Below are 26,354 nucleotides of genomic sequence, written 5' to 3' on the forward strand. Positions count from 1 at the left end.
GGGTGCGCCGTGTGGTCACCGGATGAGCTGATCCTCCTGGACGCGGCCCGGGAGCTGGAGATCGCCGTCGAGCGCGCCGACGGCTGCTCGCGGCGATGGACGCCGATCTGGGTCGTGTGCGCCGGCGGGCAGGCGTACGTGCGGACCTGGTACCGGCGGGACACCGGCTGGTTCGGGGAAGCTTTGCGGTCCCGCCGGGCCCGGATCCGCGTACCGGGCTTGGAAGCCGACGTCACCATCGAAGACCTCGGCGCTCAGGTCACCTCGGACATCGACGCCGCCTACCGCAGCAAGTACACCGGCGGCGGCACCGACGCCATGGTGACGGCCGAGGCCGCGGCGACCACCTTGCGGCTCGACCCGCGCTAGCCCGGACTCTTGGTCAGACCACCCGGACCCCGTCCTTCCACACCTCCCGGATGTTCCCGGCCAACCCCGGAAAGTCGTACGGATCCCCAGCCACCACGACCAAGTCCGCCCGCAACCCCGCCTCCAGCCGTCCCAGCTCGCCGTCCAATCCCATCAACCGCGCAGCCGACGACGTAGTCGCCTCCAAAACGTCCCCCGGGGTCATCCCGCAAGCCGCCATCAACGCCAGCTCCTCCAGGTTCGTCCCGTGCGGCCCGACCCCGCTGTCGGTCCCCATCGCGATCCGGACCCCCGCCGCATACGCGCGACGCACCGAATCGCGGTGCACCTCCACCACTTCACGCGCCTTCGCCACCACCGCGGTGGGCAAGTCCACCCCCGCGTCCGCCGCGCGCACGACGTTCACCGGGGCGATCAACGTCGGGACCAGCCACGTCCCGTGGCCCAGCATCAGCTCGATCGCCTCGTCGTCCAGGTAGATCCCGTGCTCGATCGACCGCACCCCGGCCCGGACCGCGTTCTTGATGCCCGCCGCGCCCTGGGCGTGGGCCATCACCGGGCGGCCCTGGGCCGCCGCCTCCGCCACCAGGACCTCCAACTCCTCCGGTGTGTACTGCGAGTGGCGCGGGTCGTCGCGCGGGGACAGCACTCCGCCCGTCGTGCACACCTTCAGCACGTCCGCGCCCGCTCGTAACAGCGTCCTCGCCACGCGGCGCATCTCTTCGGGGCCGTCGGCCGTCGCGTCCGGGCGGCCCGGGTGCGGGACCAGCAGCGGGACGCACAGACCCGAGGGGTTCCAGCTGTCGCCGTGGCCGCCCGTCTGGCTGATCAGCCCGATCGAAATCTGCAGCCGCGGCCCCGGGATCAGGCCGTCGTCCACCGCTTGCTTGATGCCGAGGTCCGCGCCCGACGCGTCGCGGACCGTCGTGATGCCCAGCCCGAGCGTCGCCCAGAGGTTCCGCGCCGCTTCGTAGAACTGGTACGAGAACGGCTTCTGCACGCGCGCCAGCAGCCCGATGTCCGACACCGTCACGTGCACGTGGCAGTCGAACAGCCCCGGCAGCAGCACCGCGCCCGCACAGTCGACGCCCTCGTCGCCGTCCAGGTCCGTGCCGACGTCGACGATCCGGCCGTGCTCGACCACGACGTCGGCCGGCGCCGGGTCCGCGCCCGTGCCGTCGAACACCGAGCCGCCGGTGAAAACCGTGCGCGTCACGCCGCCTCCACGAGAGAAGTCCGTCGCGGCGCCACCACCGCGGCCGCGGCGAGGACGACGACGTTGACGCCGAGCCCGACCAGGCCCACGTTGACCGTGCCGACGAGATGAGTGTCCACAAAGGTCAGCCAGACGACCACCAGCTCGCCCGCGATCAGCCCGGCGAACACCGGGCCCTTGCCGACCGGCACCCGCTTCAAGAAGCCCAGCAGGTTGGCCGGGGCCAGCTGGACCGACCCCGAATAGGTGAGCAACAGCAGGTTGGCCAGCAGGTCCGGCCGGAAGATGCCGAGCACGAGGGCAAGAGTACTCGCGAGCACAACCGTGCCGTGGTTGATCCAGAACTGCTTGCGGCCACTGCGGACGCGGACTATGTTGCGCGCCACCAGCGACGAGATGCCGATCAGGATCCCGGCCGCCGGAACCATCGCGGTGGCCGTCGCGGCGACCACGACGACGCCGGTCACCCACTCCGGCAACGCGTCCTTCGACAGCGTCAGCAATACGCCGTTCGGATCACTCCCCTTGGGCACCACGATGATCGCCGCGAAGCCGATCAGCATCGGCAGCAACAGCGAAAGCTCGTACACCGGCATCCAGGTGTAGTTGCGCCGCAGCACCTTCGGGTCGCGCGCGGACATCAGCGCCGGCCAGGAGTGCGGCAGCGTCATCAGCCCGACGCCGATCGCGCTGACCAGCATGCTCGTCACGAACCACACGTGGTCGTTCGCTCCACTGTGGACGATCAGCTTCTCCGGGTGCAGCTGCTCGATCTTGTGGAACACCCCGCCGATCCCGCCGGCGAAGTGCGTCGGCACGGCGATGATCAGCACCACCAGCGCGACCAGCATGATCCCGTCCTTGAAGTAGGACGTCGCCGCGACGCCGCGCAGCCCGGCCCACAGCACGAACGCGACCACCAGCACGCTGCCGGTGACCATGCTCAGCGTGCCGGACGCGCTGTCACCGGTGACCAGCCGGACGATCAGGCCGAGCCCCGTGATCTGCAACTGCAGGTACGGCAGCACGAAGATCACGCCCAGCACCGCCGACAGCGTTCCGAGCGCCCGGCTGGCGTAGCGGTCCTCGAGGAAGTCGCCCTGGGTGAGGTAGCCGCGCTCCTTGCCCATCGTCCAGAGCCGTTTCGCGAGGAAGAACAGCACGACGTAGGCGATCGGCACGTACGGCAGCGCGTACATCGCCGCGACGCCGCCGGAGAACGCGAGGCCGGCCATGCCGAGGAAGGTGAAGGTGGTGAACACCTCGCCCGCCTGCAGGAACCACATGGTGAGCGCGCCGAAGCGGCGGCCGCCGACGGTCCACTCGGCCAGGTCGGCGACGGGCTTGCGCCGGCCGAGGAAGCCGAGGACGCCGATCAGGACGATGCCCACCAGGGTGAAGGTGAGGATCACGACTCGTCCTCCCGCCCGCGCATCAGGCGCTCGGACAGCAGCAAAGCCGGGGTGAACATGAGGCACCAGAACGCGCCCCAGACGATCATCCGCGGCAGCCCGAGCCACAGCCCGGTCGTGTTGACGAAGGGCAGGAACGGCATCAGGACCAGCGCGACGACGGGGAGCACCGGGGGCCAGTGGTAGCTGCGCACGCGCGTCACCCCGCCAGGAGCCCGAGCCGGCGGACGGCGAGCTCGGCCAGCAGCGCGGCGCCGTCACCGAGGACGCTGTCGTCGAAGCGGGCGCGCGGCGAATGGTTGTCCGGCGCGGATTCCGGGTCCGTCGGGCAGGCGCCGAGGAACAGGTACGCGCCGGGAACGCGTTCGAGCACGCGGGAGAAGTCCTCCGAGCCGGTGATCGGATCGGCCATCTCGGTGAACCGCTCTTCGCCGAAGACGTCACGGATCGTGTCGGCGACGAAGTCGTACGCCGCGGCGTCGTTGACCGTCGCCGGGTACTCCGGCTCGTAGGCGACTTCGATGTCGAGGCCGTGCGCCTGGGCGATGCCGCGGCAGACCTGGACGGCGCGCTCCCCCACCCGGGCCGCGACCTCCGGCGAGAACGACCGCAGCGTCGCCTCGAACTTCGCGTCGTCCGGGATGATGTTGCGCCGGGTGCCGGCGTGGAACTGGCCGACCGTGATCACCACGGGGTCGAAGACGTCGAAGGTGCGCGTCACCATCGTCTGCAGCGCGGTCACCATCTCGCAGGCCGCGGGGATCGGGTCGCGCGCGTCGTGCGGCGACGAGCCGTGGCCGCCGTCGCCGAGCACGCGGACTTCGAGGGCACCCGAGGCCGCCATCAGCGTGCCGGGCCGGGCGACGAAGTGACCCTTCGCGTAACTGGCGGCCGAAACGTGCAGACCGTACGCGGCGTCGACGTGCTTGCCGGACGCCGTCAGGACGCCTTCCTCGATCATGTGACCGGCGCCGTCCCAGCCTTCTTCGCCGGGCTGGAACATGAAGACGACGTCGCCGGCGAGTTCGTCGCGGCGGGCGGCGAGCAGGCGGGCCGCGCCGACCAGGCCCGCGGTGTGCAGGTCGTGGCCGCAGGCGTGCATGGCGCCGTCGTGCGTCGAGCTGAACTCCTCGCCGCTGGCTTCGGTCACCGGGAGCGCGTCCATGTCGCCGCGTAGCAAGACGGTTCCGCCGGGTTTGCCGCCGCGGAGGACTCCCGTGATCGACGAGAGGTTCTTGCCGAGGCTGAGTTCGAGCGGCAGGCCGTCCAGAGCGGTGAGCACCCGCTCCTGGGTGCGCGGGAGGTGCAGGCCGATCTCGGGGACGCGGTGCAGGTCGCGGCGCAGGGCGACCAGGTCGGGGAGCAGGTCAGCGGCCTCGGAGCGCAGGGTCATCCGCAGATCATGCAAGTGTCGAGCACAATGGCCGCAGAAATTCCCCGAAACCACCGCTGCGAGAGCCGATGAGCGAAGAATCCGCCATGTTGACCGAGCAAGATCTCAAACTGGTCGACGCGCTGCAGGCGGCGCCGCGGGCGTCGTGGTCGACGCTCGGTCGCGCGCTCGGCCTGGGCGCGGTGACCGCCGCCCGGCACTGGGACACGCTGGTCGAGCGCGGCGACGCGTGGCTGACCGCGTACGTCGGCGGCGAGCTGAGCGCGCGGCTGACCTTGGCGTTCGTCGAAATCGACTGCGCGCCCGGGACCGCGCTGTCCGTGGCGGCCGCGCTGGCCGCGGACCCGCACGTGGCGACCGTCGAGTACGTGGCCGGGCCGTGCGACCTGCTCGCCCACGTCGTCGCGCCGTCCCTGCGCGAACTGGGCGCGCACGTGCTCGACCGGGTGGCGGCGGTGCCCGGGGTGGCGCGGGTGCGGACGGTGCTGTCCCCGCGGATGTTCACCGAAGGCAGCCGGTGGCGGGTGCGGGCGATCTCGCCGGGGCAACGGGAGGCACTGTCGGCGAAGCCGGCGAAGAACCGCGCGCCGCTGCGGTTCGACGACGCGGACCGCGCGCTGATCCTGGCCCTCGGGGTGGACGCGCGGGCGTCGGCGGCTTCCTTGGCGGCCGAACTCGGCGTCGGCGCGACGACGGTCCGACGCCGCCTGGACGCGTTGCTGGCCCGGGGCGCGATCCGCGTCCGGTGCGAGATCGCCCGGTCGGCGTCGCCGGCGCCGGTCACGGTGACGCTGTGGCTGCGCGTGCCGCCGGACAAGCTGGAGACGACCGCACGGTCGCTGGCGATGCTGCCCGAGGTGCGGATGTGCGCGGCGCTGACCGGAGCGGCGAACCTGATGCTGGTGGTGTGGCTGCCTTCGCAGCCCGACACCCTGGGGCTGGAGGCGGTGCTCGCGGCGAAGCTGCCGTGGCTGGAGGTGGTCGCCCGGGCGGTGACGCTGCGGAACGTGAAGCTGATGGGCCGGCTGCTCGACGCGGCGGGGCGCGGGGTGGCCCGGGTGCCGCTGGACTTCTGGGCCGCGGTCCCCGTGCCGGAGCACGGGGACCGCAGCGTGGGCCGGTCCGGGGGATGAGGGGGGTGAGGTGGAGGGAAGCATCCACCGGACCGGGGTCTGCGGGGCCGGCTTCGAGTGCCGGGCTTCGGGGGGCTGCCGTGTAGTGAATGACTCATTCATGTCGCGTGGTGACATGAATGAGTCATTCATGTCGGCCCGCGCGGTGCCGCTCTTCGGTGAGCAGGTTTCACGCGACGGCTCCGGCCCGGTGACCGAGGGGCGGGCGCCGGGCCGGGAAGTCCGGGGCGGATCCCGCGTGATCGAGAGCGAATCTCTTGTGGCCGGCGGGTTCGGCTCGAAGGGAGGAGTTCCGGCGCGGTGGACTCGGGGGGTGAGGTGGAGGGAAGAACGTCCACCGGCCGGAACTCGCGGGGCGGGACTGCTCCCGCCTTCTTCCTCCTTCGCTGATCCGGCGAACCGGATCGGTGGGGGGTGCGGAATCCCGGCCCGGGGGACTTGGGGGGTGAGGTGGAGGGAAGCGTCCACCCGGGCCGGGGCTCGGGGCGCGGGACGGGGGTCCCGCGGTTCTTACGGGGTGGTGCGACCGGCCCGGCGGACTGGGGGGTGAGGTGGAGGGAAGTGTCCGCCGGGCCGGGGTTCGTGGGGCGGGTCAGTACCCGCCGGTCGTGGGGGTCGCGGTGGCCGGCCGGCGCGACGGGTCCACCTTGCAGCCACTGGGTTCCACGGCGTACCAGGTGTTCGCGGCGCCGTGGCCGGTCGCCTCGCCGGGCGCGCCGTCCTTGGCGTAGGTGTACACCGGCCAGCCGCCGACCGTCACCTGGTTGCGGCCGTCGGCTCGGGTCAGCCGGCCGACCAAGCCGGTGTCGATGGCCGGGGCGACGGTGATCCGGCCGTCCACCAGCAGCGGCGGCCACGTCTTCGCGCACGTGCCGTCGCAAGTGGACTGTCCGGAACCCTGGCCGTCCTTCGTGAACAGGTAGAGCGTGCGGCCGGCCTGGTCGGTCAGGACCGGGCCGAGGCCGTCGATGTCGGTGGCGCCGAGGGTGGTCGGGGCGCTTGCCTCGGCCTTCTCCCCCGCCGGCGTGATCGCCGCCCAGTCCGCGCTGACGTTCTGGCCGAGCGCGACGCCGGCACCGGTGTCCTTGGCGTAGGTGTACACCGGCCAGCCGGCGACGGTCACCTGCTTGCGGCCGTCCGGCCGGGTGACCAGGCCGACGAGCTGCGCGTCCACCCCCGCCGCGAGCGCCGGGGAATCCGAAAGCAGCGGCGGCCACGCCTGCGCGCAGGTGTCGGCGCAGGCGGCCCGGGACGGCTTCGCGGAATCCTTGGTGTAGCGGTAGAGCGTGTGGCCCGCGGCGTCGGTGAGGACCGCGCCGAGACCCTCCACTGTGGACGTCACCAGCTGGGCCTGCACCCCGGAGCTCGCCTGAACCGTGCTCGCCGAGAGCTGCTGCCGCGCGGCCGGCTGGACCGCACCGGACGTGGCGTACGGGTTGGTCCCGCACGCCGCGACCAGCGCGAGACCGGCGACGGCGACCACGGCGGCGGCACTCGGACGAGCACGGTTCATCGGACGTTCTCCCTCCTGGTGCGCAGTGGCCTGACTGGCGAAGCTATTCCGCGCAGGCCTTCCCGGAGTTGATGCAGTTGACCAGGCGGCCCATGATCTTGCGGTTCATCACGTTCGCGAAGTCGTCGTGGTCGGACCGCGGGTTGTGCTTCTCCTGGGCGAAGGCGTCCACTTTGTACTGACCCTTCTGCTGGACGTCCTGCGGGATGTCGTAGACCAGCGTCACCTGCAGCTGCGGCACGTTCTTGAAGCCCTGCGGGCACTTGCCCTGCTGGTTCGCGAACACGATGTGCGTGCGGTGGTTGGCGCTGTCGGTGTTCTTGCCGTCCCAGCAGTTCGGGAAGGCGTGGATGCGCTCCACCTTGCTGCCGGCCGGGCAGATCGGGTAGAGGTCGGTCAGCCGGTCCTCGAACCCGGTGCAGGTCCAGCTGGGCCGGGCGTTCGCCGGGCCGTTGGTGCTCTGCTTGGCGTCACCGTAGAGCACGCGCAGGCCGAGCGGCATCGCGACGACGTTCTGCGCGCCGCCGCCGATGAACTTCAGCGTCGCGGACTCCGGTTCGATGATCTCGCCGTCGTTGTCGCCGACTTCTTCGTTCTCGCCCTGCGGTCCGCCGAGCTCCTCGGCCGGGGGCGCCGCGGCGCTGCTGCTCTGGTTCTGGCCGCCGTTCTGGCCACCGTTGTTCTTTCCGCCGCGACGACGGTCCTGGGCCTGCTGCTGGTCCTGCTGGTTCTGACCGTCCTGCTGGGCGTTCTGGTCCTGGCCGTCCTGCTGCTGGGCGTTCTGGTCGCCGCCGCGGCCCGCGCCGCCACCGGTGTTGCGCCGCTTCTGCTGCCGGCCGTCCTGGTCCTGGCCGTTCTGGTCCTGCGCGTTCTGGTCCTGCGCGTTCTGGTCCTGCTGGTCCTGGTTCTGGGCGTCCTGGTCCTGGGCGTCCTGCTGGTCCTGCTGACCCTGACCGGCGTCTTCCGCGTCCTGGGCGTCCTTGGCGCTCTGGTCCTGCTGGACGTCGCCGGTCTTGCCCTGCTGCTTCTGCTGGGCCTGCTGGTTCTCGCTCTCGTTGGCCGCGTCGTCTTCGCGGTCGATGCGGATCACGGGCCAGAAGTACGCCGACTTGTCACCGTTCTTGCAGGTGGTGTCGCCGGCGAGGAGGCTCTTGAGGTTGGAGTCGGCGTCGGTGGTCACGTTGCCGACGTAGTCGTGCAGGTGCTGGGCACCGTTCTTGATCCCGGGCTGCGCGATGAAGTTGTCCGGGTTGTGGTGCGCGCCGTCCGCGTTCGTTCCACAGTCGACGGTGAAGGAACCCTGCGCGCCCTTCTTCTGCAGGGCCGCGTTGACGTTGTTGCCGGCGGGGACCTTGTTGATGTCGATGAAGAACGACGGGTCGGCGGGGTCCGCGCTGGCCTCGCCCGTGCGGCCCGCGGTGACCGCGACGGCGAGTGCGCCGACGGCGATCGCCAGGCCGATCGCGCCCATGGCGATCTTGGTACGGCGGGCGACGCGATGCTTGCCCGTCACGGGGGACCGAGAATTCCGGGCCATAGACTAGTTCACCTCGTTCGTTATTCCGGGCACGCCGATTACCGCGGTGCCCGGGCAAGAACTACCGTTGGTTTGCGGTCGAGATCGCACGGAACCCGCGGGGATGCTCTGGTTCCGGCTGTCGGGATGCATCGGGGGATGCATTGGGGGATACGGACGCCGGCGCGGCGAGGTTCAAAAGCGACCAGCCCGTTATCTGTTCGTTATCAAGCGGAACGCAACCGCGCATCATTAACCCTGGTCACGGCTTCGCAGCCGGAAAAAGATGTCATGAACGAGTCGTTCAGCGCGCCGGACGTCATGAAAGACTCGTTCATGACGTGAACCACCGGCCGCGCGGGATCCGTGGTTCAGACCAAGGGAGAAAAGTCAGCGCTGCACGACGACGAGCACTGTGCCGTCGTCGCCGCGGACCTCGAAGCGGCTGATCTGCTCCACCGCGAGCGAAGTGGAACCCTGCAGCCGCAACGGGTCCGGTGAGCCGGGGATGCCGAACCCCTTGGGCGGCACCGACCAGCCGGACACGACGCGGTCGTCGCCGGTCGTCGAGATGGCGACCAGCTGGCACTTGAGCGGTCCGACGATCCCGCGCAGCTCGAGGTCGACGCGGCTGCCCCACTCCACCGGGGACACCGTGACGACGGCGCTCACGGCCGACCCGCCGCTGCCGCGGCCGTAGGTCTGGCCGCCGCCGGGCTGGCTCGGCGCGCCCGCGGACGGTGGCGGCACGGACGTCGCCAGGACGCTCGTCGCCGGCGGAGGCTGCTTGCTGGTGGGCGCGGCGAGCGACGCGGGCGGGACGGCGTCGGCCGGGCGGACCGCGAGGGTCACCAGCGGGCCAGCGATCACCGCGGCGGCGGCCGCGGCGCCGGCGAGGATGCCGATCCGCTTGCGCCGGCGGCGCTTGACGGCCGCCTCTTCCATCAGGCCGCGCAGCACGCGGGGCCCGGGCGCGAGGGTGCGCGGGCCGGGCGCCGGCATCGGCGGCTCCGGCCAGCTGCGCTTGACGAGGTCGAGGACGTCCGGCAGCTGGTAGAGCTCGATCAGGTCGAGCTGGCAGTGCGGGCAGTTCATCAGGTGGGCTTCGAACTGGGTGCTCTCGGCCTCGCTGAGGACGCCGAGCACGTACGCGGCGACGTCGGTGTGTGCGGACCCGGCCACCCTCAGTTCACCCCCGCTCCCGCAGGGCCCGGCGCAGGGCGCGGACGGCGTGGTGGATGCGGGACTTGATGGTGCCCGGCGGCACGCCGAGGGTCGCCGCGACCTCGTTCACGGTGCGATCGCGCAGGTAGGTCTGCTGGATGGCTTCCCGTTGCTCGGGCGAAAGGCCCTGCAGCGCTTCGTAGACGATCATCGCGGCGAGCGTCCGGTCCGACTCGTCGGACACCGCGATCGCGTCGGACTCGATCTCCTCGAGCTCCTGGGGGCGGACACTGCGGCTGCGCCAGCCGTCGATGACGGTGCGCCGGGCGACGGTGAACAACCACGCGCGCAGCATCTCCGGCTGGCGGTCGAGCTTGTCCGCGTTCCGCCACGCCTTGATCAGGGTCTCCTGCACGACGTCTTCGGCCCACTGCCGGTCGTGGCCGGTCAGCCGCAGCGCGAACGCCATGAGGGACCCGCCGAACTCCTGGTAGAGCGCCTTCGCCAAGTCATCGGAGGCGTCGTTGGGCTCGACAACGACTTCCTGATCTTGAACGGGTCTCAGCGCTCGAGTGTGCCGTCCCACGCGGGACATCCTGGTGCCCCGAACGGCCCACGTCCAGTACCAAACGGTCCCGAAACTTTTTTGAACCGTTTCCGGACCGTGTCCGTATCCCCTACCGAAGACCCCGACAAGGCGTTGTCCCCCGCAACGCTCCGCATCCACTCCGGACCGAATGTCCACTGTGGATCCTTCGCGCGCATTTTCGCCTCACCCCAGGCTACTGCGCGTAGTCATGCCCTCGGAGGAGCAGTGATACGCATTCCCCGTACGGTGGTCCCCGCCGCCGTGTGCCTCACCGCACTCGCCCTGCTCACCGCCTGTACCGCCGGCGCGGCCACCACCTCGGGCGGTTACGCCGCCGGTGGCGGTGCCGGGATGCAGATGCCCGGTATGCAGCAGCAGGCCCCGATCATCGCGATGCCGCAACCGATCACGGCCAACCCGAACGACCCGATGAAGAGCCAGCTCAGGGGCGCGAAGACGTTCGACCTCGGCCTGATGCTCGTCGACGGGACCGGCTACACGATCTACCGCTACGACCGCGACTCCACGAACCCGCCCCGCTCGAACTGCAACGACGCGTGCGCGACCAAGTGGATCCCGGTCAAGGCCGGTGGCCCCGCGCCGATCGACGTCGACCAGTCGCTGATCGGCCAGCTCACCCGCGACGACGGCACCCAGCAGGCCACCCTCGCCGGCTGGCCGCTCTACCACTTCGCCGGCGACAGCGAACCGGCCGACACGTCCGGCCAGGGCGCGGACCAGGCCTGGTACCCGATCGCGCCGGACGGCACCAAGATCACGCTGACCCAGGACCAGTGGAGGGAAAATGCTTTCGGCCTCTGAGCTCGTGGGGCTCGAGACCCCCGTCGAGCGTTCCCGCCCGCTGGTCCGGATCCTGTTCGTGCTGGTCGCGGTGCTGACGCTGCTCGCGTCGGTGTCCCCGGCCTCGATCGCCCAGACCACCGCGGTCTCCCCCGAAGACGCCGTGCTGCTCACCAAGGTCCGCCAGGCGGGCCTGTGGGAGATGCCCTCGGGCATGATGGCGATGCAGAAGGGCAGCCCGAAGGTCCAGGCGGTCGGCTTCGCGATCATGATGGACCACGGCCGCCTCGACGTCGGCACGCGTGCGCTGTCGCAGAAGCTGAACTCGCCGGTGCCCGACCAGCCCTCGGCCGAACAGATGGGCTGGCTGGCCGAAGAGATGGCCGCGCCTCCCGGGCCCTCGTTCGACAGCGTCTTCGCCAACCGGCTGCGCGCGGCGCACGGCCAGGTCTTCGCCATCCTCGCGCAGCTGCGCGCCGGGACCCGCAACGACGACGTGCGGGCCTTCGCGACCGTCGGCAACCAGGCCGTCATGCGGCACATGACGATGCTCGAGAGCACCGGCATGGTCGACTACACCGCGCTGCCGACGCCGGCCGTCTCCACCACCGCCGCACCCGTCGGGCAGCCGCTCGGCCTCGACACGTCCCAGATCGCCGTGGTGGGAGCGCTGTTCCTGCTGGTCGGCGGCGGCCTCTTCTACGTGCTGCGCCAGATCAAGGGCAACCGCGGCCGCGCCCGGGCGTCCCGCCGGCCGGCCACCGTCAGAACCGGGGGTAGCCATGGTTGAGACCTGGCACGACGCGACGATCTTCCTCACCCAGCAGTTCCAGCCGAAGACGGACCCGGCGGCCCGCGGCCTCGCGGCCTTCGCCGCCCGGGCGTCCTACGCGGCGATGATGCTGACGCTCACCTGGGGCGTGCTCACCGCCACCGGCTGGGTGCGCTCGGTCACCGGACGCAAGGCGCTGCGCAGCTCGCACATGGTGCTCGCCACCGGGACGCTGATCTTCGGCGGCATCCACGCGCTGGGCTTCTTCTACCTGACGATCCAGCCGTACAGCCTCCAGTACCTCTTCCTCCCCTTCCTGTCGGGCCAGGAGACCCGGCACAGCATCGGCATCGTCGGCTTCGAGGTCATGCTCGCCATCGCGCTCACCGCCGGCCTGCAGCGGTTCACCTCCTACCGCCGCTGGCTGTGGCTGCACCGCTGCGCGTACCCGGCGGTCGCGCTGACCGCGCTGCACGCGTGGTTCGGCTCGATCGCCAACGGCCACCTCGCGGTCGTCTGGCTGGGCGGCATCACGCTGCTCATCCCGGCGGTCACGGTGTCGCTGCTGCGCTTCATGCCCGCGCGGACCCTCGAACGCATCGGCCTCGTGGAAGAGCAGGTGGCCTGACATGCCCTTCCGCCTGCCCGGAAACGGGCCCCGGATCAGCGTCGACAACGACCGGTGCGAGCTCTACGGCATCTGCGCCATGGAAGCGCCGGACGTGTTCGACCTCGGCCAGGACGGCCGGCTGCGCTTCCACACGCGGCTGCTCGACGAAACCACCATGGAACAGGCGAAGATGGCCGCCCGCTGCTGCCCGATGCAGGCGGTCGTGATGAGAGGGGACCTCGATGGCTGACGGCGACCGGATCGTCATCGTCGGCGCGGGCGTCGCCGGGCTGCGTGCCGCGGAACGCCTGCGCGAACAGAACTTCGACGGCGAGATCGTCCTGATCGGCGACGAAGCTCGCCGGCCCTACCACCGGCCGATGGTCTCCAAGGCACTGGTGATGGGCACCGAACGGCCCAGCGACGTAGGCCTTTCGCACTACCTGCCGGACCTCGACGTGCACTGGCGCCTCGGCGCGCGGGTCACGCACCTCGACACGACAGAGCGGGTCGTGCACCTGCCCGGCGGCGAGTCCCTCTGGTACGACGGCCTGATCGCCGCGACCGGCGTCTACCCGCGGCACCTGCCCGGTTCCCCGCGGCACGACCCGCGGGTGCGGATCCTGCGCACGGTCGAGGATTCGATGGCCGTGCGGCGCTGCCTGCACGCCAGCAAGAAGCCGGCCGTCGTGATCGGCGCCGGCCTGATCGGCAACGAGTTCGCGGCGAGCATGCGGCACATCGGCCGGGACGTCACCCTGGTCGGGCACGCGAAAGCGCCGCTGCACCGCTTCGGCGACCGCGTCTCGAGCGGCATCGTCGAGGCGCACCACGAGCACCGCGCGAAGCTGGCGATGAAGAGCGAAGTGCGGCACTGGATCAGCACGAAGGACACCGTCGGGCTGCACCTGACGAACAACCAGCTGCTGGTCGCCAGCGTCGTCGTGCTCGCCATCGGCAGCGTCCCGTCGGTCGACTGGATGCGCGGCTCCGGCCTCGACATCAGCGACGGCGTGCTCTGCGACGCGAAGCTGTTCGCCGAGGGCGCCTCCGACGTCGTCATCGCCGGCGACATCGCGCGCTGGCCGAACCTGCGGTTCGACGAGACCCCGCGGCGGGTCGAGCACTGGATCAACGCCGTCGAATCGGCCCGGCACGCGGCGGACAACCTCCTGATGGGCCAGTCCAGCGCCAAGCCGTTCACCCCGCTCCCCCGCGCGTGGTCGACGCTGTACGACACGCGGCTGCAGATGTGCGGGATGCCGTCGCTGGCCGAGGACACGGTGTCCCTGGCCGACGGCATCACCGGCTTCATCCGCGACGGCCAGCTCGTCGGCATCTCCGCGTGGGACAAGCCGCGGGCGATGCTCGACTGGATGGCCGAGCTCGACCGCCGGCTCCCCGCGCCCGACTACGTCCCGGAGCCGGAACCCGCTCCCGCCCCGGAGGTCGCGGAGATCCCCACGGTCGAACCGGCGATCGCCGCGCTGGCGGCCGACGTGCCGACGGAGTTCGACAGCGGCTTCGACCACCAGGCCTTCGAGCGCGAGTTCGAGAGCGAGTTCGCCAACGACATCCCCACGACGGCGTTCCCCGCGCTGGCGGCCCCGCCCACCACGGCGTTCGCCGCGCAGCCCGGGGCCGCGGCGCCGCCGACCATGGCCATCCCGATGGGGAGATAGTGAAAGCCGGGACGTGGCTGCGCGCGGCGGCCATCGTCCCTTCGCCGGTCACCACGCCCCCTCCGCGGCTGGGCGGTGTGGTGACCGGCCCCCTCCGACACCCGAGGCTCCGCCTCGGGCCGGGGGCTCCGCCACCCGGAACCCCCGAACAGCAGTGACATCCGAGGCTCCGCCTCGGGCCGGGGGCTCCGCCACCCGCAACCCCCGAACAGCAGTGACCGCCGAGGCTCCGCCTCGGGCCGGGGGCTCCGCCACCCGCAACCCCCGAACAGCAGTGACCGCCGAGGCTCCGCCTCGGGCCGGGGGCTCCGCCACCCGCAACCCCCGAACAGCAGTGACCGCCGAGGCTCCGCCTCGGGCCGGGGGCTCCGCCACCCGGAACCCCCGAACAGCAGTGACATCCGAGGCTCCGCCTCGGGCCGGGGGCTCCGCCACCCGGAACCCCCGAACAGCAAGAACGTCCCCCTGCCCGCCTCGCGTTTTGCGAGCCAAGCGTCCGGCGGGCCAGGAGAGGGCCATCCCGAGGGAACCCGACGCCCCCGGGGTGGCCTTCTTCCGGCGCACCGGGCGGGGGCCCGGGGTCGAGCGCCGCGGCGGTCTCGCACCGCCACGGCGTGCACGTCCGTACCGGCCCTTCCCGGGGGAAGGGTATGCCGCCGGGAAGGGCCGGTACGGGCGAAAGTCGGGTTCGGGGTTGCACCGGCGAAGGCCGTCTCGAGGGAAACGGGAGCCCTCGAGACGGCCTTCACCTCGTCCGCCGCCAGGACTCCCCCACGACCAGCGCGCCGAGCACCAGGACCACCACGCCGACCACGCGCAGCCCGGCGTCCGCGCCGGCGACGAACGCGGTGACGGCGTCGGGTCCGCGGCCGGCCGCGGACATGACCGTGCCGATGACGGCGACGCCGAGCGCGCTGCCGAACTCGCGGGTGGTGGCCTGCAGCCCGGTGCCGACGCCCGCCTGCTCGGGCGGCAGCGAACCGGTGATGACGCCCGACAGCGTGGGCAGCGCCAGGGTCACGCCGACCCCGGTCAGCACGAGCCACGCCGCGTAAGCCGCGTACGGCGTCTGAGCGTCGCTTGTGGACAGTCCGAGCAGGCCGCCGCCGACGAACGCGAAGGCGAGCGCGACCGTGGCGTCCAGGCCGATGCGCCGGGTCAGCAGGCCGACGTGGCGGCCGCCGAGGATGATCGGCACCGTGAGCGGGACGATGCCGAGCCCGGTCCCCAGCACCCCGAACCCCTTCGCGTACTGCAGGAACGACGCGTTGACGTAGAACAGCGCGAACATGCCGAAGAAGACCGTCGTCAGGCCGAGGCAGGCGCTGCGCAGGCCCGGGATCCGGAACAGCCGCGGGTCCAGCAGCGGGTGCTCGGCTTTCAGCTCCCGCAGCGTCCAGGCGGCGAACAGCGCGGCGGCGCCGGCGAACCCGGTCACGACGACCGCGCTCCCCCAGCCCGCCTCCGGGCCCTCGACGATCCCGACGAGCAGAGCGACCGACGCGCCGACGAGCAGCAGCGCGGCCCAGGGGTCGAGCCTGCGGTCGTGGCGCGACGACACCGGCGCGGTGCGCGCCACCAGAGCGGCTTCCGCGAGCGCGATCGGCACGGCGGCGGCGAACAGCCAGCGCCACGACCCGGCCGTGAGGACCAGCCCGCCGCCGACGTTGCCGAGGACGCCGCCGATCCCGGTCATCGACGCCCAGACAGCGATGGTCGAGGCCTTCTTCTCCGGCGGGACCGCGTGGAGCAGGACGGCCAGCGAGTTGGGCAGCACGGCGGCGGCCCCGACGCCGGTGAGCGCGCGGCCGGCGAGCAGGAGGACGACGTCCGGCGCGAGCGCCGACAGCAGCGCGCCCGCGGCGAACAGCCCGAGCCCGGCCAGCAGGACGCCCTTGCGGCCGTACCGGTCGCCCGCGGCGCCGCCGGGGATCACCAGGCAGGCGAACACGATGACGTAGGTGTCGACGATCCAGACCAGCGTGGCCGCCGAGGGGTGCAGCGCGCTCGCGGCGAGCATCGGGACGGCGAGGTTGACGGCCGCGACCATGCCGACGACGAGCGCGACGCAGGCGCACATCAGCGTCAGCAGGCCGGTGGTTCGTTGCTTGAGGTGCATACGGCCGACGGTATGGACCAGCGGTCGTGTCGCGCCACGCAACTTCGACAAAGATGAGTTGCGTACGCTGCAACCATGGCGGACCAGCTGGACCTGAACCTGCTGCGGGTGTTCGACGCGCTGCTGCGGGAAGGGAGCGTGACGGCGGCGGCCGAGCGTCTCCACCTGTCGATCCCGGCGGCCAGCCGCGCGCTCGGCCGGCTGCGGCGGGCGATGGGCGACCCGATCCTGGTGCGCGCCGGGCGCGGGATGGCGCCGACGCCGTTCGCGCTCCGGACGGCACCGCGGGTGCGGTCGCTGCTGGAGGAGGCGGCGTCGCTGGTCAACGTGGACTTCTCGGTCGCCGGCCTCGAGCGCACGTTCACGATCCGCATCAACGACGGCGTGGCGGCGACCCTGGCGACGGCGGCGGTCGAGGCCACGGCGGCGGTCGCCCCGGGCATCACGCTGCGTTTCGTCGCGGAGGGAACGGAGAGCACGGAGGCCCTGCGGGACGGGTCGGTCGACCTCGACATCGGCGCGGGCGACTCCCCGGCGCCGGACATCCGGACGGCGGTGCTGTACCGCGAACGGCTGGTCGGCGTCGTCCGCGCGGGCAGCCCGCTGGGCCGCGGCCGCCGTCCGACGCTGGCGCAACTGTGCCGCCACCCGCACGTGTCGGCATCCCGCCGAGGCCGGGCGCGGGGACCGCTGGACGACGTCTTGGCGGCGGCGGGCCTGCAGCGTCACGTGGCGGCGGTGGTGCCGACGTCCGCGCTGGCGTTGCTGCTGGTGGCGTCGAGCGCGCACGTCGGGCTGGTGCCGGAACGGCTGGCCGAGCAGCACGGCCCGGCACTGGGCCTGCGGTGGTTCCCGATCCCGGCCGAGCTGCCGGAGGTGGAGGTGAGCCTGTTCTGGCACGCGCGCCTCGACGCGGACCCGGCCCAGCGCTGGCTGCGCGACACGATCCGCGACGCGCTCGGCTGACGGACCGCCGAAGCGTCCCGCGGAAGCCGTCCGGTGTGGCACGATTGGCCCGGTGAGCAGCACGTCCGCCTCCGAGCAGTACCTGCGCGACCTCGCGCTGCTGCGCCGCGTCAAGGACCGCATCGACCGGGAGTACGCGCAGCCGCTCGACGTGGAGGCGCTCGCCAAGGGCGTGAGCATGTCCGCCGGGCACCTCAGCCGCCAGTTCCGCAAGGCCTACGGAGAGTCACCGTATTCGTACCTCATGACGCGGCGGATCGAACGCGCGATGGCGCTGCTGCGCAAGGGCGAGCTGAGCGTCACCGAGGTGTGCTTCACCGTCGGGTTCTCGTCGCTGGGCACCTTCAGCACCCGGTTCGCCGAGCTGGTCGGCGTGCCGCCGAGCGTCTACCGCGAAGAGCAGGCCCAGGCGACCTTGGGCATGCCGCCGTGCGTGGCCAAACAGGTCACCAGACCGATCAGGAATCGAGAAGCGCGGCCCTCGGCCGCCACCTAGGGTGACGACCATGGACGTCACCATTCACTCGAGCTTCCTCCCGCACACCGACCCGGAAGCCTCCCTCGCCTTCTACCGCGACCTGCTCGGCTTCGAGGTCCGGATGAACGTCAAGTACGGCGACATGGCCTGGATCACCGTGGGCCCGCCGAACCAGCCCGACACCGCGATCGTGCTGGCGCCGGCGACCGCGACGCCCGGCCTCACCGACGACGAGCGCCGCACCATCAACGAGATGATGGCCAAGGGCACCTACGCCGGCATCAACCTCGCCACCAAGGACCTCGACGCCCTCTTCGCGAAGCTCGAAGCGGGCAACGCCGAGGTCGTCCAGGAGCCGGTCGAGCAGCCCTACGGCGTCCGCGACTGCTCCTTCCGCGACCCCGCCGGGAACCTCCTGCGCATCCAGGAGCTCCGCTGACCGAGGTCGCGGCCCGCTCCTACCGCCAGGTCCTGGGTGACCGGCGCGTGGGCGGGCTGCTGCTGGGGGACCTGCTGGCCAACGTCGGCACCGGGATGATCATCGTCGCGATGCCCGTGCAGACGCTGTCGCTGCACGGGAACGTCCCGAAGGCGATCGCGATCGGGCTGGTCGAGGCCGCGCCGTTCGTGCTGTCGACCGTCCTCGCGCTGGCCATCGGGCTGGGCCGGGTGCGCGTCCCGCCGCGCACCCTGCTGGTCGCCGACTGCGTGCTGCGGTCGCTCACCTTCGCCGCGCTCGGCGTCCTGGCCGTCACCGGCCGGCTCACGCTGCCCGTCCTGATCTTCGGGCTGCTCTTCGGCGCGACGTTCAAGCTGGCCGGGTCGAGCGGCCGCCGGCTCCTGGCGACGTCGGCGGCGGGCGAGGCCGGGCAGTTCTCGGTCAACGGCCTGCTCGGCCTGAACACCACGTTCGCGCTCTACATCGCCGGGCCGGTGCTGGGCGGGCTGGTCGTGGCGACGGCGGGCGCGGGCTACGCGCTCTTCTTCGACGCGGCCGGCGCGCTGGTCCTGCTGGCGGCCACGCTGCTGTTCGTGCCTCGCGCGACCGAGGGACCCGATGCCCTGCGCGAGCCGAAGACGTCCGGCTGGCGGATCCTGCGGCGCCGCCCGGTGGCCGCGCGGCTGCTGGTCGTCGAGTTCTTCTTCAACTTCCTCTACATGCCCATCGAAGTGGCGCTCCCGCTGTACGTGAGCGAGACGCTGCACGCCGGCGCGTCCGGCCTCGGGCTGCTGTGGGGCGCGCTCGGGGTCGGCGCGTTCGTCGGCGCCGCGCTGGTCAGCCGGCTGCGGAACCTGCCGCAGCGGCCGCTGCTGGTCGCGATCATCGGGCTGTGGGCGCTGTGCCCGATCGCGCTCGCGTTCGCCGGGAACCTGACGCTCGCGCTGGTCGTCTTCGGCCTGGGCGGCCTGGTGTACGCGCCGTTCACGCCGGTCGCCTACAGCTTCCTGCAGTCCGGCCTCGCCCCCGGCGAACAACAACAGGTCGTCACGTTGTGGACGACCGGCGCCACCGTGGCCGCGCCGCTGGGCCTGGCCCTCGGCGGACCGTTGATCGAACTGGCCGGCAGCACCGGCGGGCTCGTGCTGTCCGGGGTGCTGACCCTGCTGCTGCTCCCGATCGCGGCCCGGGCGGTCCTCGGCCGCACCACGGAAAGGGAACCGACATGTGCCTCAGCCTGACCGCCGCCGCGCGCGAGCACTTCCGCGAACTGGCGCTGCTGCGCCGCGTCCGCGACCGCATCGACCGCGAGCAGTCCCTCGACGTCGAGGTGCTCGCCCACAGCGCGGGCATGACGGCCGAGCAGTTCCTCAGCCGCTTCCGGGACGCCTTCGGGCAGCCCCCGCACGCCTACCAGCGGGCCGCCCGGGCGGCCCGCACGCTCACCTTCGACCGAGTCCTGGAGCCCCGATGACCAAGCACGTCGCCGACAGCCACGACCTGATCCGCGTCCACGGCGCGCGCGTGAACAACCTCAAGGACGTCCACGTCGAACTGCCGAAAAGACGGCTGACCGTGTTCACCGGGGTCTCCGGCTCCGGCAAGAGCTCGCTGGTGTTCAGCACGATCGCCGCGGAGTCGCAGCGGCTGATCAACGAGACCTACAGCACCTTCGTGCAGGGGTTCATGCCGACGCTGGCCCGGCCCGACGTCGACGTGCTCGACGGGATCACCACCGCGATCATCGTCGACCAGGAGCGGATGGGCGCCAACCCGCACTCCACGGTCGGCACGGCCACCGACGCGAACGCGATGCTGCGCATCCTCTTCAGCCGGCTCGGGCAGCCGTACATCGGTTCGCCGCAAGCGTTCTCGTTCAACGTCGCTTCGATCAGCGGCGCCGGCGCGGTCACCATCGAGAAGGCCGGGCGGCAGATCAAGGAGCGGCGCAGCTTCAGCATCACCGGCGGCATGTGCCCGCGCTGCGAGGGCCGCGGCAAGGTCAACGACATCGACCTGACCGCGCTGTTCGACGAGAACAAGTCGCTCAACGAAGGCGCGATCACGATCCCGGGCTACAGCATGGAAGGCTGGTACGGCCGCATCTTCCGCGGCTCCGGCTTCTTCGACCCGGACAAGCCGATCAAGAAGTACACCAAGAAGCAGTTCAACGACCTGGTGTACAAGGAGCCGACCAAGATCAAGGTCGAGGGCATCAACCTGACGTACTCGGGGCTCGTGCCGGCGATCCAGAAGTCCTTCCTCTCCAAGGACGTCGACGCGATGCAGCCGCACATCCGCGCGTTCGTCGAGCGGGCCGTCACGTTCACGACGTGCCCGGACTGCGACGGCACGCGGCTGTCCGAGGAGGCCCGGTCGTCGAAGATCGACGGGATCAGCATCGCCGACGCGTGCGCGATGCAGATCAGCGACCTCGCCGCGTGGGTGGGGAAGCTGGCCGAGCCGTCGGTCGCGCCGTTGCTGGAAGCGTTGCGGCGCACGCTCGACTCGTTCGTCGAGATCGGCCTCGGCTACCTCTCGCTCGACCGTCCATCCGGGACGCTTTCGGGCGGGGAAGCCCAGCGCACCAAGATGATCCGGCACCTGGGGTCGTCGCTCACCGACGTCACCTACGTCTTCGACGAGCCGACGATCGGCCTGCACCCGCACGACATCCGGCGCATGAACGACCTGCTGCTGCAGCTGCGGGACAAGGGCAACACGGTGCTGGTCGTCGAGCACAAGCCGGAGGCGATCGCGATCGCCGACCACGTCGTCGACCTCGGCCCGCACGCCGGTTCGGCCGGCGGCGAAGTCGTGTTCGAGGGCACGGTGGCCGGTCTGCGCAAGAGCAGGACGCTGACCGGGCGGCACCTGGACGACCGGGCGGCGCTGAAGTCGTCGGTGCGCTCGCCGTCGGGCTTCCTGGAGGTGCGAGGTGCTACGACGCACAACCTGAAGGACGTCGACGTCGACATCCCGCTCGGCGTGCTGGTCGTCGTGACCGGGGTGGCGGGCTCGGGCAAGAGCTCCCTGATCCACGGCTCGGTGTCCGGCAGCGAGGGTGTCGTGACGGTCGACCAGACCGGGATCCGCGGTTCGCGCCGCAGCAACCCGGCGACGTACACGGGCTTGCTGGAGCCGATCCGCAAGGCGTTCGCCAAGGCCAACGGCGTCAAGCCGGCGCTGTTCAGCGCGAACTCCGAGGGCGCGTGCCCGAACTGCAACGGCGCGGGCGTCGTCTACACCGACCTCGGGATCATGGCCGGCACGGCGACGCCGTGCGAGGTGTGCGAGGGCAAGCGGTTCAACGCGGAGGTGCTGGAGTACACCTTCGGCGGCCGGGACATCAGCGAGGTGCTCGGGATGTCGGTGGCTTCGGCGAAGGAGTTCTTCTCTTCCGGCGACGCCGCACTGCCGGCGGCGCACAAGATCCTGACGCACCTGTCCGACGTCGGCCTGGGCTACCTGACGCTCGGCCAGCCGCTCACGACGTTGTCGGGCGGCGAGCGGCAGCGCATCAAGCTGGCGACGCACATGGCGGAGAAGGGCGGGGTGTACGTCCTCGACGAGCCGACGGCCGGTTTGCACCTGGCCGACGTGGAGCAGCTGCTGGGCCTGCTGGATCGGCTGGTGGAGGCGGGCAAGTCGGTGATCGTCATCGAGCACCACCAGGCGGTGATGGCCCACGCGGACTGGATCATCGACCTGGGCCCGGGCGCGGGTCACGACGGTGGCCGGGTGGTCTTCGAGGGGACGCCGGCGGAGTTGGTGAAGGCGCGGAAGAAGACGCTGACCGGCGAGCACCTCGCGGAGTACATCGGCTGACGCTCAAGCGCCCCAATGTGGCCTTCGGTGCGTGAGACGCACCGAAGGCCGCCTTGGGTGCGTGAGACGCAACCAAGGCCACATTGGGGCGCTCCATACCAGAAGGCGGGGTAGGGCGGGCCCCCCGAAATTGCCTGGTGCCGTCCGGGTTCCGGCGAAGGCCCCTACCGCGAAGACTCGGGTGGGTGACCACGACAGAGATCAGCACCGGCAGCGACTTCGCCCGGCTGAGCCACCGCATCTCCGCCGCCGGCCTGATGGTGCGGCGGCCCGGCTACTACACCGCCCGGTTCGCCGTCGTCGGCGGGTTGTTCGCGGCCGGCTGGGTGGCCTTCGCGCTGCTCGGGAACTCGTGGTGGCAGCTGGCCGTCGCCGCGTTCCAGGCCGTCATGTTCGCGCAGATCGCCCTGCTCTCGCACGACCTCGCGCACAAGCAGGTCTTCCGGCGCCGGCGGCCCACCGAGATCGCCGGGATGCTCGCCGGCAACCTCGGGATCGGGATGAGCTACGGCTGGTGGATGGACAAGCACACCCGCCACCACGCCAACCCGAACCACGAGGAGCTCGACCCGGACGTCGATCCCGACATCCTCGTGTGGTCGAAGGACCAGGCCCGCAACGCGAGCGGCGTCGCGCGGTTCATCGGGCGCTACCAGGCCTTCCTCTTCTTCCCGCTGCTGACGCTCGAAGGACTCAACCTGCACGTGTCGGGGATCCGCGCGGTGCGCAAGCCGGGCCTGCGCCGCCGCGGTGTCGAAGCCGCGTTGCTCGCCACGCACGTCGTCGTGTACCTCACCGCGTTGTTCACCGTGCTCTCCCCCGGTATGGCGCTGCTGTTCTTCGCCGTCCACCAAGGACTCTGGGGTGTCTACATGGGATCGATCTTCGCGCCGAACCACAAGGGCATGCCGACGCTGACCGGGCGCCCCGAGCTCGACTTCCTCCGCAAGCAGGTCCTCACGTCCCGCAACGTCCGCGGCGGCGTCGTCACCGACGTGGCCCTCGGCGGCCTCAACTACCAGATCGAGCACCACCTGTTCCCGAGCATGCCATCGCGGCACCTGCGGCTGGCGCAGCCGATCGTCCAGGGCTACTGCGCCGAGCTGGGCATTCCCTACCTGCAGACGAGCCTCGTCGAGTCCTACCGGCAGGCCCTCACCCACCTGCATGAAGCTGGGGCGCCTCTCAGGAACCGTTCGTAGACTCGATCCCATGAGGAAGACGATCGCGGCGTTGAAGGACCTGCCGGCGGCGTTCGGCGCGAAGGCCACCGGCGCGCGGGCCGAGCGGGTCCGCACCTCGCCGCAGTTCGACGGCAAGGTGTTCCGCAACGCCGCGCCCCGGCACCCGATGACCGCGGCGGCGATGCGGACCATCTTCCGCGAGATGTTCTTCGGCGAGCACCGCGAGCTGCGCAAACCCGTCGGGGCGGTGCCGCTGGTCGCGTCGGCGCCGGTCGAGGCGGCGGAGGGCCTGCACCTGACCTGGTACGGCCACGCGTCGGCGCTGGTCGAACTGGACGGCGCCCGCGTGCTCCTCGACCCCGTGTGGAGCGACCGCGTGTCCCCGGCGGCGTTCGCCGGCCCCCGGCGGCTGCACGAGCCGCCGGTCCCGCTCTCCGGCCTCGGCCGGGTCGACGCGGTCGTGATCTCGCACGACCACTACGACCACCTGGACCTGGCCACGGTCCGCGAGCTGGTGACGTCGTCGGAAGCGCCGTTCCTGGTCCCGCTCGGGGTCGGCGCGCACCTGGAACGCTGGCACGTCCCGGCCGGCCGGATCATCGAGCTGGACTGGCACGAAGAAGCGACGGTCGCGGGTGTCCGGTTCGTGGCGACCCCGGCCCAGCACTTCTCCGGCCGCGGCATCACGAACGACGACACGCTGTGGACCTCGTGGGTGCTGCTGGGCCCGGAGCACCGCGTGTTCTACAGCGGGGACACGGGTTACTTCGACGGGTTCGCCGCGATCGGGGAAGCGCACGGCCCGTTCGACGCGGCCCTGATCCAGATCGGCGCGTACGCCCCGCACTGGCCGGACATCCACATGACGCCGGAGGAAGGCGTCGCGGCAGGGCTCGACGTCCGGGCGAAGCTGCTGGTCCCGGTGCACTGGGCGACGTTCCAGCTGGCGATGCACCCGTGGGGCGAGCCGGCGGACCGGGTGTGGCGCGAGGCGAAGGCGGCGGACCTGCCGCTGGCGATCCCCCGCCCGGGCGAGCGCATCGACGTGACCGCGCCCCCGGCGGTCGACGGCTGGTGGCAGGCGCTGTGAAGCTGAAGCTCGACCTCCACGACCTCTACAACCGTGGCGGCGAGATCGACCGGGCGCTCAAAGCGATCATCGACGAGGCCGTCGCCAAGAAGGCGCCGCTGGTCGAGATCATCCCCGGCAAGGGGTCGGGTCAGCTGAAGAAGCGCGTGCTGCGGTTCCTCGAGCGCAAGGACGTCAAGGCGCTCTACCACCGCGTCGAAAAGGACAAGGACAACTTCGGCAGGGTGTTCGTGCACTTCCGCTGGAAGTGACTCAGAACCGGCTGTCGTGGCGGGCTTGGGCCCAGGCGCGGTCCCACGCCGACGCGTGGACGCGGCTCACCGCGAACCGGCCGATTCCGTACAAACCCGCCAGCGAGCCCGTGATCGCCACCCACAGCAGGATCGCCGCGAAGATGCCGTCGGCCACCGACGTCGACGGCGAGAGCGGCTCGTTCGTCAGCTCGCCGCGCTGGTCCAGCCACACCGTGACGTGCGTGCCCGCCGGGCTGCCCGCGTCCGCCAGGACGTCGCCCGTGTGGCGGGCTCCGCGCGCGTCGAACCAGGCTGCCTGGACCGTCGTCTGGTCGGCCGGCGCGCCCGCGCCGTCGGTGCTGTACGGCTGGTTGGGCGCCGCGGCCAGGGACACCGCCGTCGCCGGGTGGCGGGTCGTGCGTTCCTGCTCGGCGCGGGCGGTCTGCGCGGCGTAGGTCTCGGAGCCGAACGCCGCCGCGAACGGCAACGCCAGCAGTGCGCCGGCGAAGACCAGCACCAGCAGGGCGGCCTCGACGCGGTCGCCGAACCTGGTCAGCGGGTTGCGGCCGGGGTGCAACCGGCGCCGGAACCGGGCGATCCGTCCGCTGGGCCCACGCATGCGCGACACACTCCTCCCAGAAAAACTTCAACTAGGTAACAGTGTGCGCTCAGGGGCTCGACTTTCTCTCGTAAATGGGATGCGGCCCACCTGTGAAACCCTCCACAACCACCCGGTCGCGCTAACTCGCCGCGATCGCCGACGACAGCGCGTGAGCGATCTGCGGCCCGCAAACGTCCGTGTGGCCGCGGACGAACCGGTCGGCCCGCAAATTGTGCGGAACGCCCGGCCGCCACTCGTATGTCCCGCTCACCGGCAACAGCTCCGCCGGGACGGTCTCGGCGGTCCGCTGCGCGCCGGTGCGGCCGATCGCGCCGTAGCTGCCGGACTCGGCTCCGGCGATCCGCGCCGCGATCGCGAACGCCACGTCGACGGCGACGTCGCGCGCGGAGTGCGTGACGAGGATCGGCCCGGTCACGACGCGCTCGGCCAGGACCCGGCGGAACGCGCCCGCGAAGGCGTCGTGCGAGAACGCTGCCTGCAGCAGGGTCAGCGTGGCCACGGACCCGGCCGGGCACGCGTTCGCGGCCGCCGTGACGAGCCGGCCGCCGAAGCTGTGGCCGACGAGGTGGAGCTTCGACCCGGCACAATCGGCCAGCAGCGGCGCGAGACCGCGGACGCCGACTTCGCCCGCGCGGGCTTTCATCTCGTAGTAGGCGAGGAAGTCGAGCAGATGCGCGGCCGCGTCGGCGCCGAGGCGGTCCATCACCGTGCCGCCGGGGAGCGTGAACAGCTGCGCCGACGCGTCTTCGTGGTCGTCCGCGCCCCGGGCGGCGGCCGACAGCAGCGCGGCGGCGAAGGCGGTGCGCGCGGTCGCGCGGGCGGTCAGCGCCGGGACGAGGTCGGCCGCGGCGTCGATGGTCAGCCGCTGCTCGGGCACCAGGTCCCGCAGCAGGTCCAGCCGCTCCGCCACCCCGCCCTCGGCGAGCTTGCGCGACGGCCACAGCACGCAGGCCAACGCGATCCGCCGGCCCGGCAGTCCGCCCGAAACCGCGCGCAGCGACCCCGCCAGCGCGGAATAGAGCAGCCGCGCGACGAGGTGGTCGTCGTTCCAGCCGTGGGTCAGGACGACGAGGTCGGTGACCGCCGGGTCGGCCGCGAGCGCCCGCACGGCCGCGCCGCGGTCGCCGACGAGCTCGCCGGTCCGGTCGAACTCCACCTCGGCGGCCGGGAAACCGGACAGCTGCACTGCGGTCCTCCTCGGGCGACGACTCCCGGGAAGTCGCCC

At 71.6% G+C, this 26,354-nt stretch carries 27 protein-coding genes; 16 read left to right on the plus strand and 11 right to left on the minus strand.

Going from position 1 to position 26,354, the window contains the following annotated elements; genetic code table 11:
- Positions 1 to 9 precede the first annotated feature (9 nt).
- On the plus strand, positions 10 to 369 hold the full coding sequence (locus ABFJ78_RS22235) for a DUF2255 family protein (protein WP_436388257.1): 360 nt from the start codon (positions 10 to 12) through the stop codon (positions 367 to 369).
- 13 nt (positions 370 to 382) lie between these two features.
- Here the strand turns inward: ABFJ78_RS22235 and ABFJ78_RS22240 are convergent, their stop codons facing one another.
- The 4 genes from ABFJ78_RS22240 to ABFJ78_RS22255 are packed head-to-tail and all read right to left on the minus strand — an operon-like array spanning position 383 to position 4,390.
- The gene (locus tag ABFJ78_RS22240; RefSeq protein ID WP_436388258.1) at positions 383 to 1,585 is read right to left on the minus strand and encodes an amidohydrolase family protein; all 1,203 of its coding nucleotides are present in this window, start codon (positions 1,583 to 1,585) and stop codon (positions 383 to 385) included.
- Positions 1,582 to 2,997, minus strand: coding sequence for a sodium:solute symporter family protein (locus ABFJ78_RS22245; RefSeq protein WP_436388259.1), 1,416 nt, complete (start codon positions 2,995 to 2,997; stop codon positions 1,582 to 1,584). Before ABFJ78_RS22245 ends, ABFJ78_RS22240 begins: the two co-directional genes overlap by 4 nt.
- Positions 2,994 to 3,191, minus strand: a complete 198-nt coding sequence (locus ABFJ78_RS22250) for a hypothetical protein (RefSeq protein ID WP_436388260.1) — start codon at positions 3,189 to 3,191, stop codon at positions 2,994 to 2,996. The genes ABFJ78_RS22245 and ABFJ78_RS22250 overlap by 4 nt, the downstream gene beginning before the upstream one ends.
- Before the next feature lie 5 nt (positions 3,192 to 3,196).
- Positions 3,197 to 4,390: a M20 metallopeptidase family protein gene (locus tag ABFJ78_RS22255; protein WP_436388261.1), complete on the minus strand. Its 1,194-nt coding sequence runs from the start codon at positions 4,388 to 4,390 to the stop codon at positions 3,197 to 3,199.
- Between the two features lie 86 nt (positions 4,391 to 4,476).
- Between ABFJ78_RS22255 and ABFJ78_RS22260 the strand changes: the two genes are divergently transcribed.
- Complete coding sequence (locus ABFJ78_RS22260) at positions 4,477 to 5,523, plus strand: Lrp/AsnC family transcriptional regulator (RefSeq protein WP_436388262.1); 1,047 nt, start codon at positions 4,477 to 4,479, stop codon at positions 5,521 to 5,523.
- Between the two features lie 592 nt (positions 5,524 to 6,115).
- Here the strand turns inward: ABFJ78_RS22260 and ABFJ78_RS22265 are convergent.
- From ABFJ78_RS22265 to ABFJ78_RS22280, 4 genes are all read right to left on the minus strand, one after another.
- Positions 6,116 to 7,036, minus strand: coding sequence for an SCO0930 family lipoprotein (locus ABFJ78_RS22265; RefSeq protein ID WP_436388263.1), 921 nt, complete (start codon positions 7,034 to 7,036; stop codon positions 6,116 to 6,118).
- Between the two features lie 43 nt (positions 7,037 to 7,079).
- Positions 7,080 to 8,573, minus strand: a complete 1,494-nt coding sequence (locus ABFJ78_RS22270; RefSeq protein WP_436388264.1) for a DUF1996 domain-containing protein — start codon at positions 8,571 to 8,573, stop codon at positions 7,080 to 7,082.
- Positions 8,574 to 8,942: 369 nt separating this feature from the next.
- Positions 8,943 to 9,734 carry a zf-HC2 domain-containing protein gene (locus ABFJ78_RS22275; protein WP_436388265.1) on the minus strand — a complete coding sequence of 264 codons (792 nt, stop codon included), beginning with the start codon at positions 9,732 to 9,734 and terminating at the stop codon, positions 8,943 to 8,945.
- A gap of 7 nt (positions 9,735 to 9,741) precedes the next feature.
- Entirely contained in the window at positions 9,742 to 10,302 is a 561-nt protein-coding gene (locus ABFJ78_RS22280) for a sigma-70 family RNA polymerase sigma factor (protein ID WP_400880671.1), read from the minus strand.
- A 264-nt stretch (positions 10,303 to 10,566) separates the two neighbouring features.
- Here ABFJ78_RS22280 and ABFJ78_RS22285 point away from each other — a divergent pair, with 264 nt between their 5' ends.
- Genes ABFJ78_RS22285 through ABFJ78_RS22305 form a run of 5 tightly spaced genes read left to right on the plus strand, consistent with a single transcriptional unit; the run spans position 10,567 to position 14,170 of the window.
- Positions 10,567 to 11,127 carry a hypothetical protein gene (locus ABFJ78_RS22285; protein ID WP_436388266.1) on the plus strand — a complete coding sequence of 187 codons (561 nt, stop codon included), beginning with the start codon at positions 10,567 to 10,569 and terminating at the stop codon, positions 11,125 to 11,127.
- On the plus strand, positions 11,111 to 11,896 hold the full coding sequence (locus ABFJ78_RS22290; protein WP_436388267.1) for a DUF4142 domain-containing protein: 786 nt from the start codon (positions 11,111 to 11,113) through the stop codon (positions 11,894 to 11,896). The genes ABFJ78_RS22285 and ABFJ78_RS22290 overlap by 17 nt, the downstream gene beginning before the upstream one ends.
- Positions 11,889 to 12,506 carry a ferric reductase-like transmembrane domain-containing protein gene (locus tag ABFJ78_RS22295; RefSeq protein WP_436388268.1) on the plus strand — a complete coding sequence of 206 codons (618 nt, stop codon included), beginning with the start codon at positions 11,889 to 11,891 and terminating at the stop codon, positions 12,504 to 12,506. Before ABFJ78_RS22290 ends, ABFJ78_RS22295 begins: the two co-directional genes overlap by 8 nt.
- Before the next feature lies 1 nt (position 12,507).
- Positions 12,508 to 12,738, plus strand: coding sequence for a ferredoxin (locus ABFJ78_RS22300; protein WP_310974825.1), 231 nt, complete (start codon positions 12,508 to 12,510; stop codon positions 12,736 to 12,738).
- Positions 12,731 to 14,170, plus strand: a complete 1,440-nt coding sequence (locus tag ABFJ78_RS22305; RefSeq protein WP_436388269.1) for an NAD(P)/FAD-dependent oxidoreductase — start codon at positions 12,731 to 12,733, stop codon at positions 14,168 to 14,170. Before ABFJ78_RS22300 ends, ABFJ78_RS22305 begins: the two co-directional genes overlap by 8 nt.
- A gap of 745 nt (positions 14,171 to 14,915) precedes the next feature.
- Here the strand turns inward: ABFJ78_RS22305 and ABFJ78_RS22310 are convergent.
- Positions 14,916 to 16,250 (minus strand): MFS transporter, encoded by a 1,335-nt coding sequence (locus ABFJ78_RS22310; RefSeq protein WP_436388431.1) that lies wholly within the window; start codon positions 16,248 to 16,250, stop codon positions 14,916 to 14,918.
- A 114-nt stretch (positions 16,251 to 16,364) separates the two neighbouring features.
- Here ABFJ78_RS22310 and ABFJ78_RS22315 point away from each other — a divergent pair, with 114 nt between their 5' ends.
- The 9 genes from ABFJ78_RS22315 to ABFJ78_RS22355 all read left to right on the plus strand — a co-directional run bounded on the left by ABFJ78_RS22315 (position 16,365) and on the right by ABFJ78_RS22355 (position 24,525).
- Complete coding sequence (locus ABFJ78_RS22315) at positions 16,365 to 17,255, plus strand: LysR family transcriptional regulator (RefSeq protein WP_436388270.1); 891 nt, start codon at positions 16,365 to 16,367, stop codon at positions 17,253 to 17,255.
- Positions 17,256 to 17,307: 52 nt separating this feature from the next.
- Positions 17,308 to 17,751: a helix-turn-helix transcriptional regulator gene (locus ABFJ78_RS22320; RefSeq protein WP_372668325.1), complete on the plus strand. Its 444-nt coding sequence runs from the start codon at positions 17,308 to 17,310 to the stop codon at positions 17,749 to 17,751.
- Between the two features lie 10 nt (positions 17,752 to 17,761).
- Complete coding sequence (locus ABFJ78_RS22325; protein ID WP_364446040.1) at positions 17,762 to 18,172, plus strand: VOC family protein; 411 nt, start codon at positions 17,762 to 17,764, stop codon at positions 18,170 to 18,172.
- Positions 18,173 to 18,219: 47 nt separating this feature from the next.
- A complete protein-coding gene (locus ABFJ78_RS22330) occupies positions 18,220 to 19,413 on the plus strand; it encodes an MFS transporter (protein ID WP_436388271.1) in 1,194 nt (397 codons plus the stop codon).
- The gene (locus ABFJ78_RS22335) at positions 19,398 to 19,646 is read left to right on the plus strand and encodes an AraC family transcriptional regulator (RefSeq protein ID WP_436388272.1); all 249 of its coding nucleotides are present in this window, start codon (positions 19,398 to 19,400) and stop codon (positions 19,644 to 19,646) included. Before ABFJ78_RS22330 ends, ABFJ78_RS22335 begins: the two co-directional genes overlap by 16 nt.
- Positions 19,643 to 22,000, plus strand: a complete 2,358-nt coding sequence (locus ABFJ78_RS22340) for an ATP-binding cassette domain-containing protein (protein WP_436388273.1) — start codon at positions 19,643 to 19,645, stop codon at positions 21,998 to 22,000. The genes ABFJ78_RS22335 and ABFJ78_RS22340 overlap by 4 nt, the downstream gene beginning before the upstream one ends.
- 185 nt (positions 22,001 to 22,185) lie before the next feature.
- Entirely contained in the window at positions 22,186 to 23,202 is a 1,017-nt protein-coding gene (locus tag ABFJ78_RS22345) for a fatty acid desaturase family protein (protein ID WP_436388274.1), read from the plus strand.
- Positions 23,203 to 23,212: 10 nt separating this feature from the next.
- A complete protein-coding gene (locus ABFJ78_RS22350; RefSeq protein WP_436388275.1) occupies positions 23,213 to 24,274 on the plus strand; it encodes an MBL fold metallo-hydrolase in 1,062 nt (353 codons plus the stop codon).
- The gene (locus ABFJ78_RS22355; protein ID WP_436388276.1) at positions 24,271 to 24,525 is read left to right on the plus strand and encodes a Smr/MutS family protein; all 255 of its coding nucleotides are present in this window, start codon (positions 24,271 to 24,273) and stop codon (positions 24,523 to 24,525) included. The genes ABFJ78_RS22350 and ABFJ78_RS22355 overlap by 4 nt, the downstream gene beginning before the upstream one ends.
- Position 24,526: 1 nt before the next feature.
- Here the strand turns inward: ABFJ78_RS22355 and ABFJ78_RS22360 are convergent, their stop codons facing one another.
- Both ABFJ78_RS22360 and ABFJ78_RS22365 read right to left on the minus strand, forming a co-directional pair.
- Positions 24,527 to 25,126: an Rv1733c family protein gene (locus ABFJ78_RS22360; protein WP_436388277.1), complete on the minus strand. Its 600-nt coding sequence runs from the start codon at positions 25,124 to 25,126 to the stop codon at positions 24,527 to 24,529.
- 121 nt (positions 25,127 to 25,247) lie between these two features.
- Positions 25,248 to 26,315, minus strand: coding sequence for an alpha/beta fold hydrolase (locus ABFJ78_RS22365; RefSeq protein ID WP_436388278.1), 1,068 nt, complete (start codon positions 26,313 to 26,315; stop codon positions 25,248 to 25,250).
- Positions 26,316 to 26,354 lie beyond the last annotated feature (39 nt).

Origin of the sequence: Amycolatopsis sp. MEPSY49 (genome assembly GCF_051337345.1) — a bacterium.
Lineage (GTDB): Bacteria > Actinomycetota > Actinomycetes > Mycobacteriales > Pseudonocardiaceae > Amycolatopsis.

Coding starts and splice junctions, on each gene's coding strand:
- ABFJ78_RS22255 (WP_436388261.1), bottom strand. CDS start 4,390: ATGACCCTGCGCTCCGAGGCCGCTGACCTGCTCCCCGACCTGGTCGCC.
- ABFJ78_RS22260 (WP_436388262.1), top strand. CDS start 4,477: ATGTTGACCGAGCAAGATCTCAAACTGGTCGACGCGCTGCAGGCGGCG.
- ABFJ78_RS22265 (WP_436388263.1), bottom strand. CDS start 7,036: ATGAACCGTGCTCGTCCGAGTGCCGCCGCCGTGGTCGCCGTCGCCGGT.
- ABFJ78_RS22270 (WP_436388264.1), bottom strand. CDS start 8,573: ATGGCCCGGAATTCTCGGTCCCCCGTGACGGGCAAGCATCGCGTCGCC.
- ABFJ78_RS22290 (WP_436388267.1), top strand. CDS start 11,111: ATGCTTTCGGCCTCTGAGCTCGTGGGGCTCGAGACCCCCGTCGAGCGT.
- ABFJ78_RS22295 (WP_436388268.1), top strand. CDS start 11,889: ATGGTTGAGACCTGGCACGACGCGACGATCTTCCTCACCCAGCAGTTC.
- ABFJ78_RS22300 (WP_310974825.1), top strand. CDS start 12,508: ATGCCCTTCCGCCTGCCCGGAAACGGGCCCCGGATCAGCGTCGACAAC.
- ABFJ78_RS22305 (WP_436388269.1), top strand. CDS start 12,731: ATGGCTGACGGCGACCGGATCGTCATCGTCGGCGCGGGCGTCGCCGGG.
- ABFJ78_RS22310 (WP_436388431.1), bottom strand. CDS start 16,250: ATGTGCGCCTGCGTCGCGCTCGTCGTCGGCATGGTCGCGGCCGTCAAC.
- ABFJ78_RS22315 (WP_436388270.1), top strand. CDS start 16,365: ATGGCGGACCAGCTGGACCTGAACCTGCTGCGGGTGTTCGACGCGCTG.
- ABFJ78_RS22325 (WP_364446040.1), top strand. CDS start 17,762: ATGGACGTCACCATTCACTCGAGCTTCCTCCCGCACACCGACCCGGAA.
- ABFJ78_RS22335 (WP_436388272.1), top strand. CDS start 19,398: ATGTGCCTCAGCCTGACCGCCGCCGCGCGCGAGCACTTCCGCGAACTG.
- ABFJ78_RS22340 (WP_436388273.1), top strand. CDS start 19,643: ATGACCAAGCACGTCGCCGACAGCCACGACCTGATCCGCGTCCACGGC.
- ABFJ78_RS22350 (WP_436388275.1), top strand. CDS start 23,213: ATGAGGAAGACGATCGCGGCGTTGAAGGACCTGCCGGCGGCGTTCGGC.
- ABFJ78_RS22360 (WP_436388277.1), bottom strand. CDS start 25,126: ATGCGTGGGCCCAGCGGACGGATCGCCCGGTTCCGGCGCCGGTTGCAC.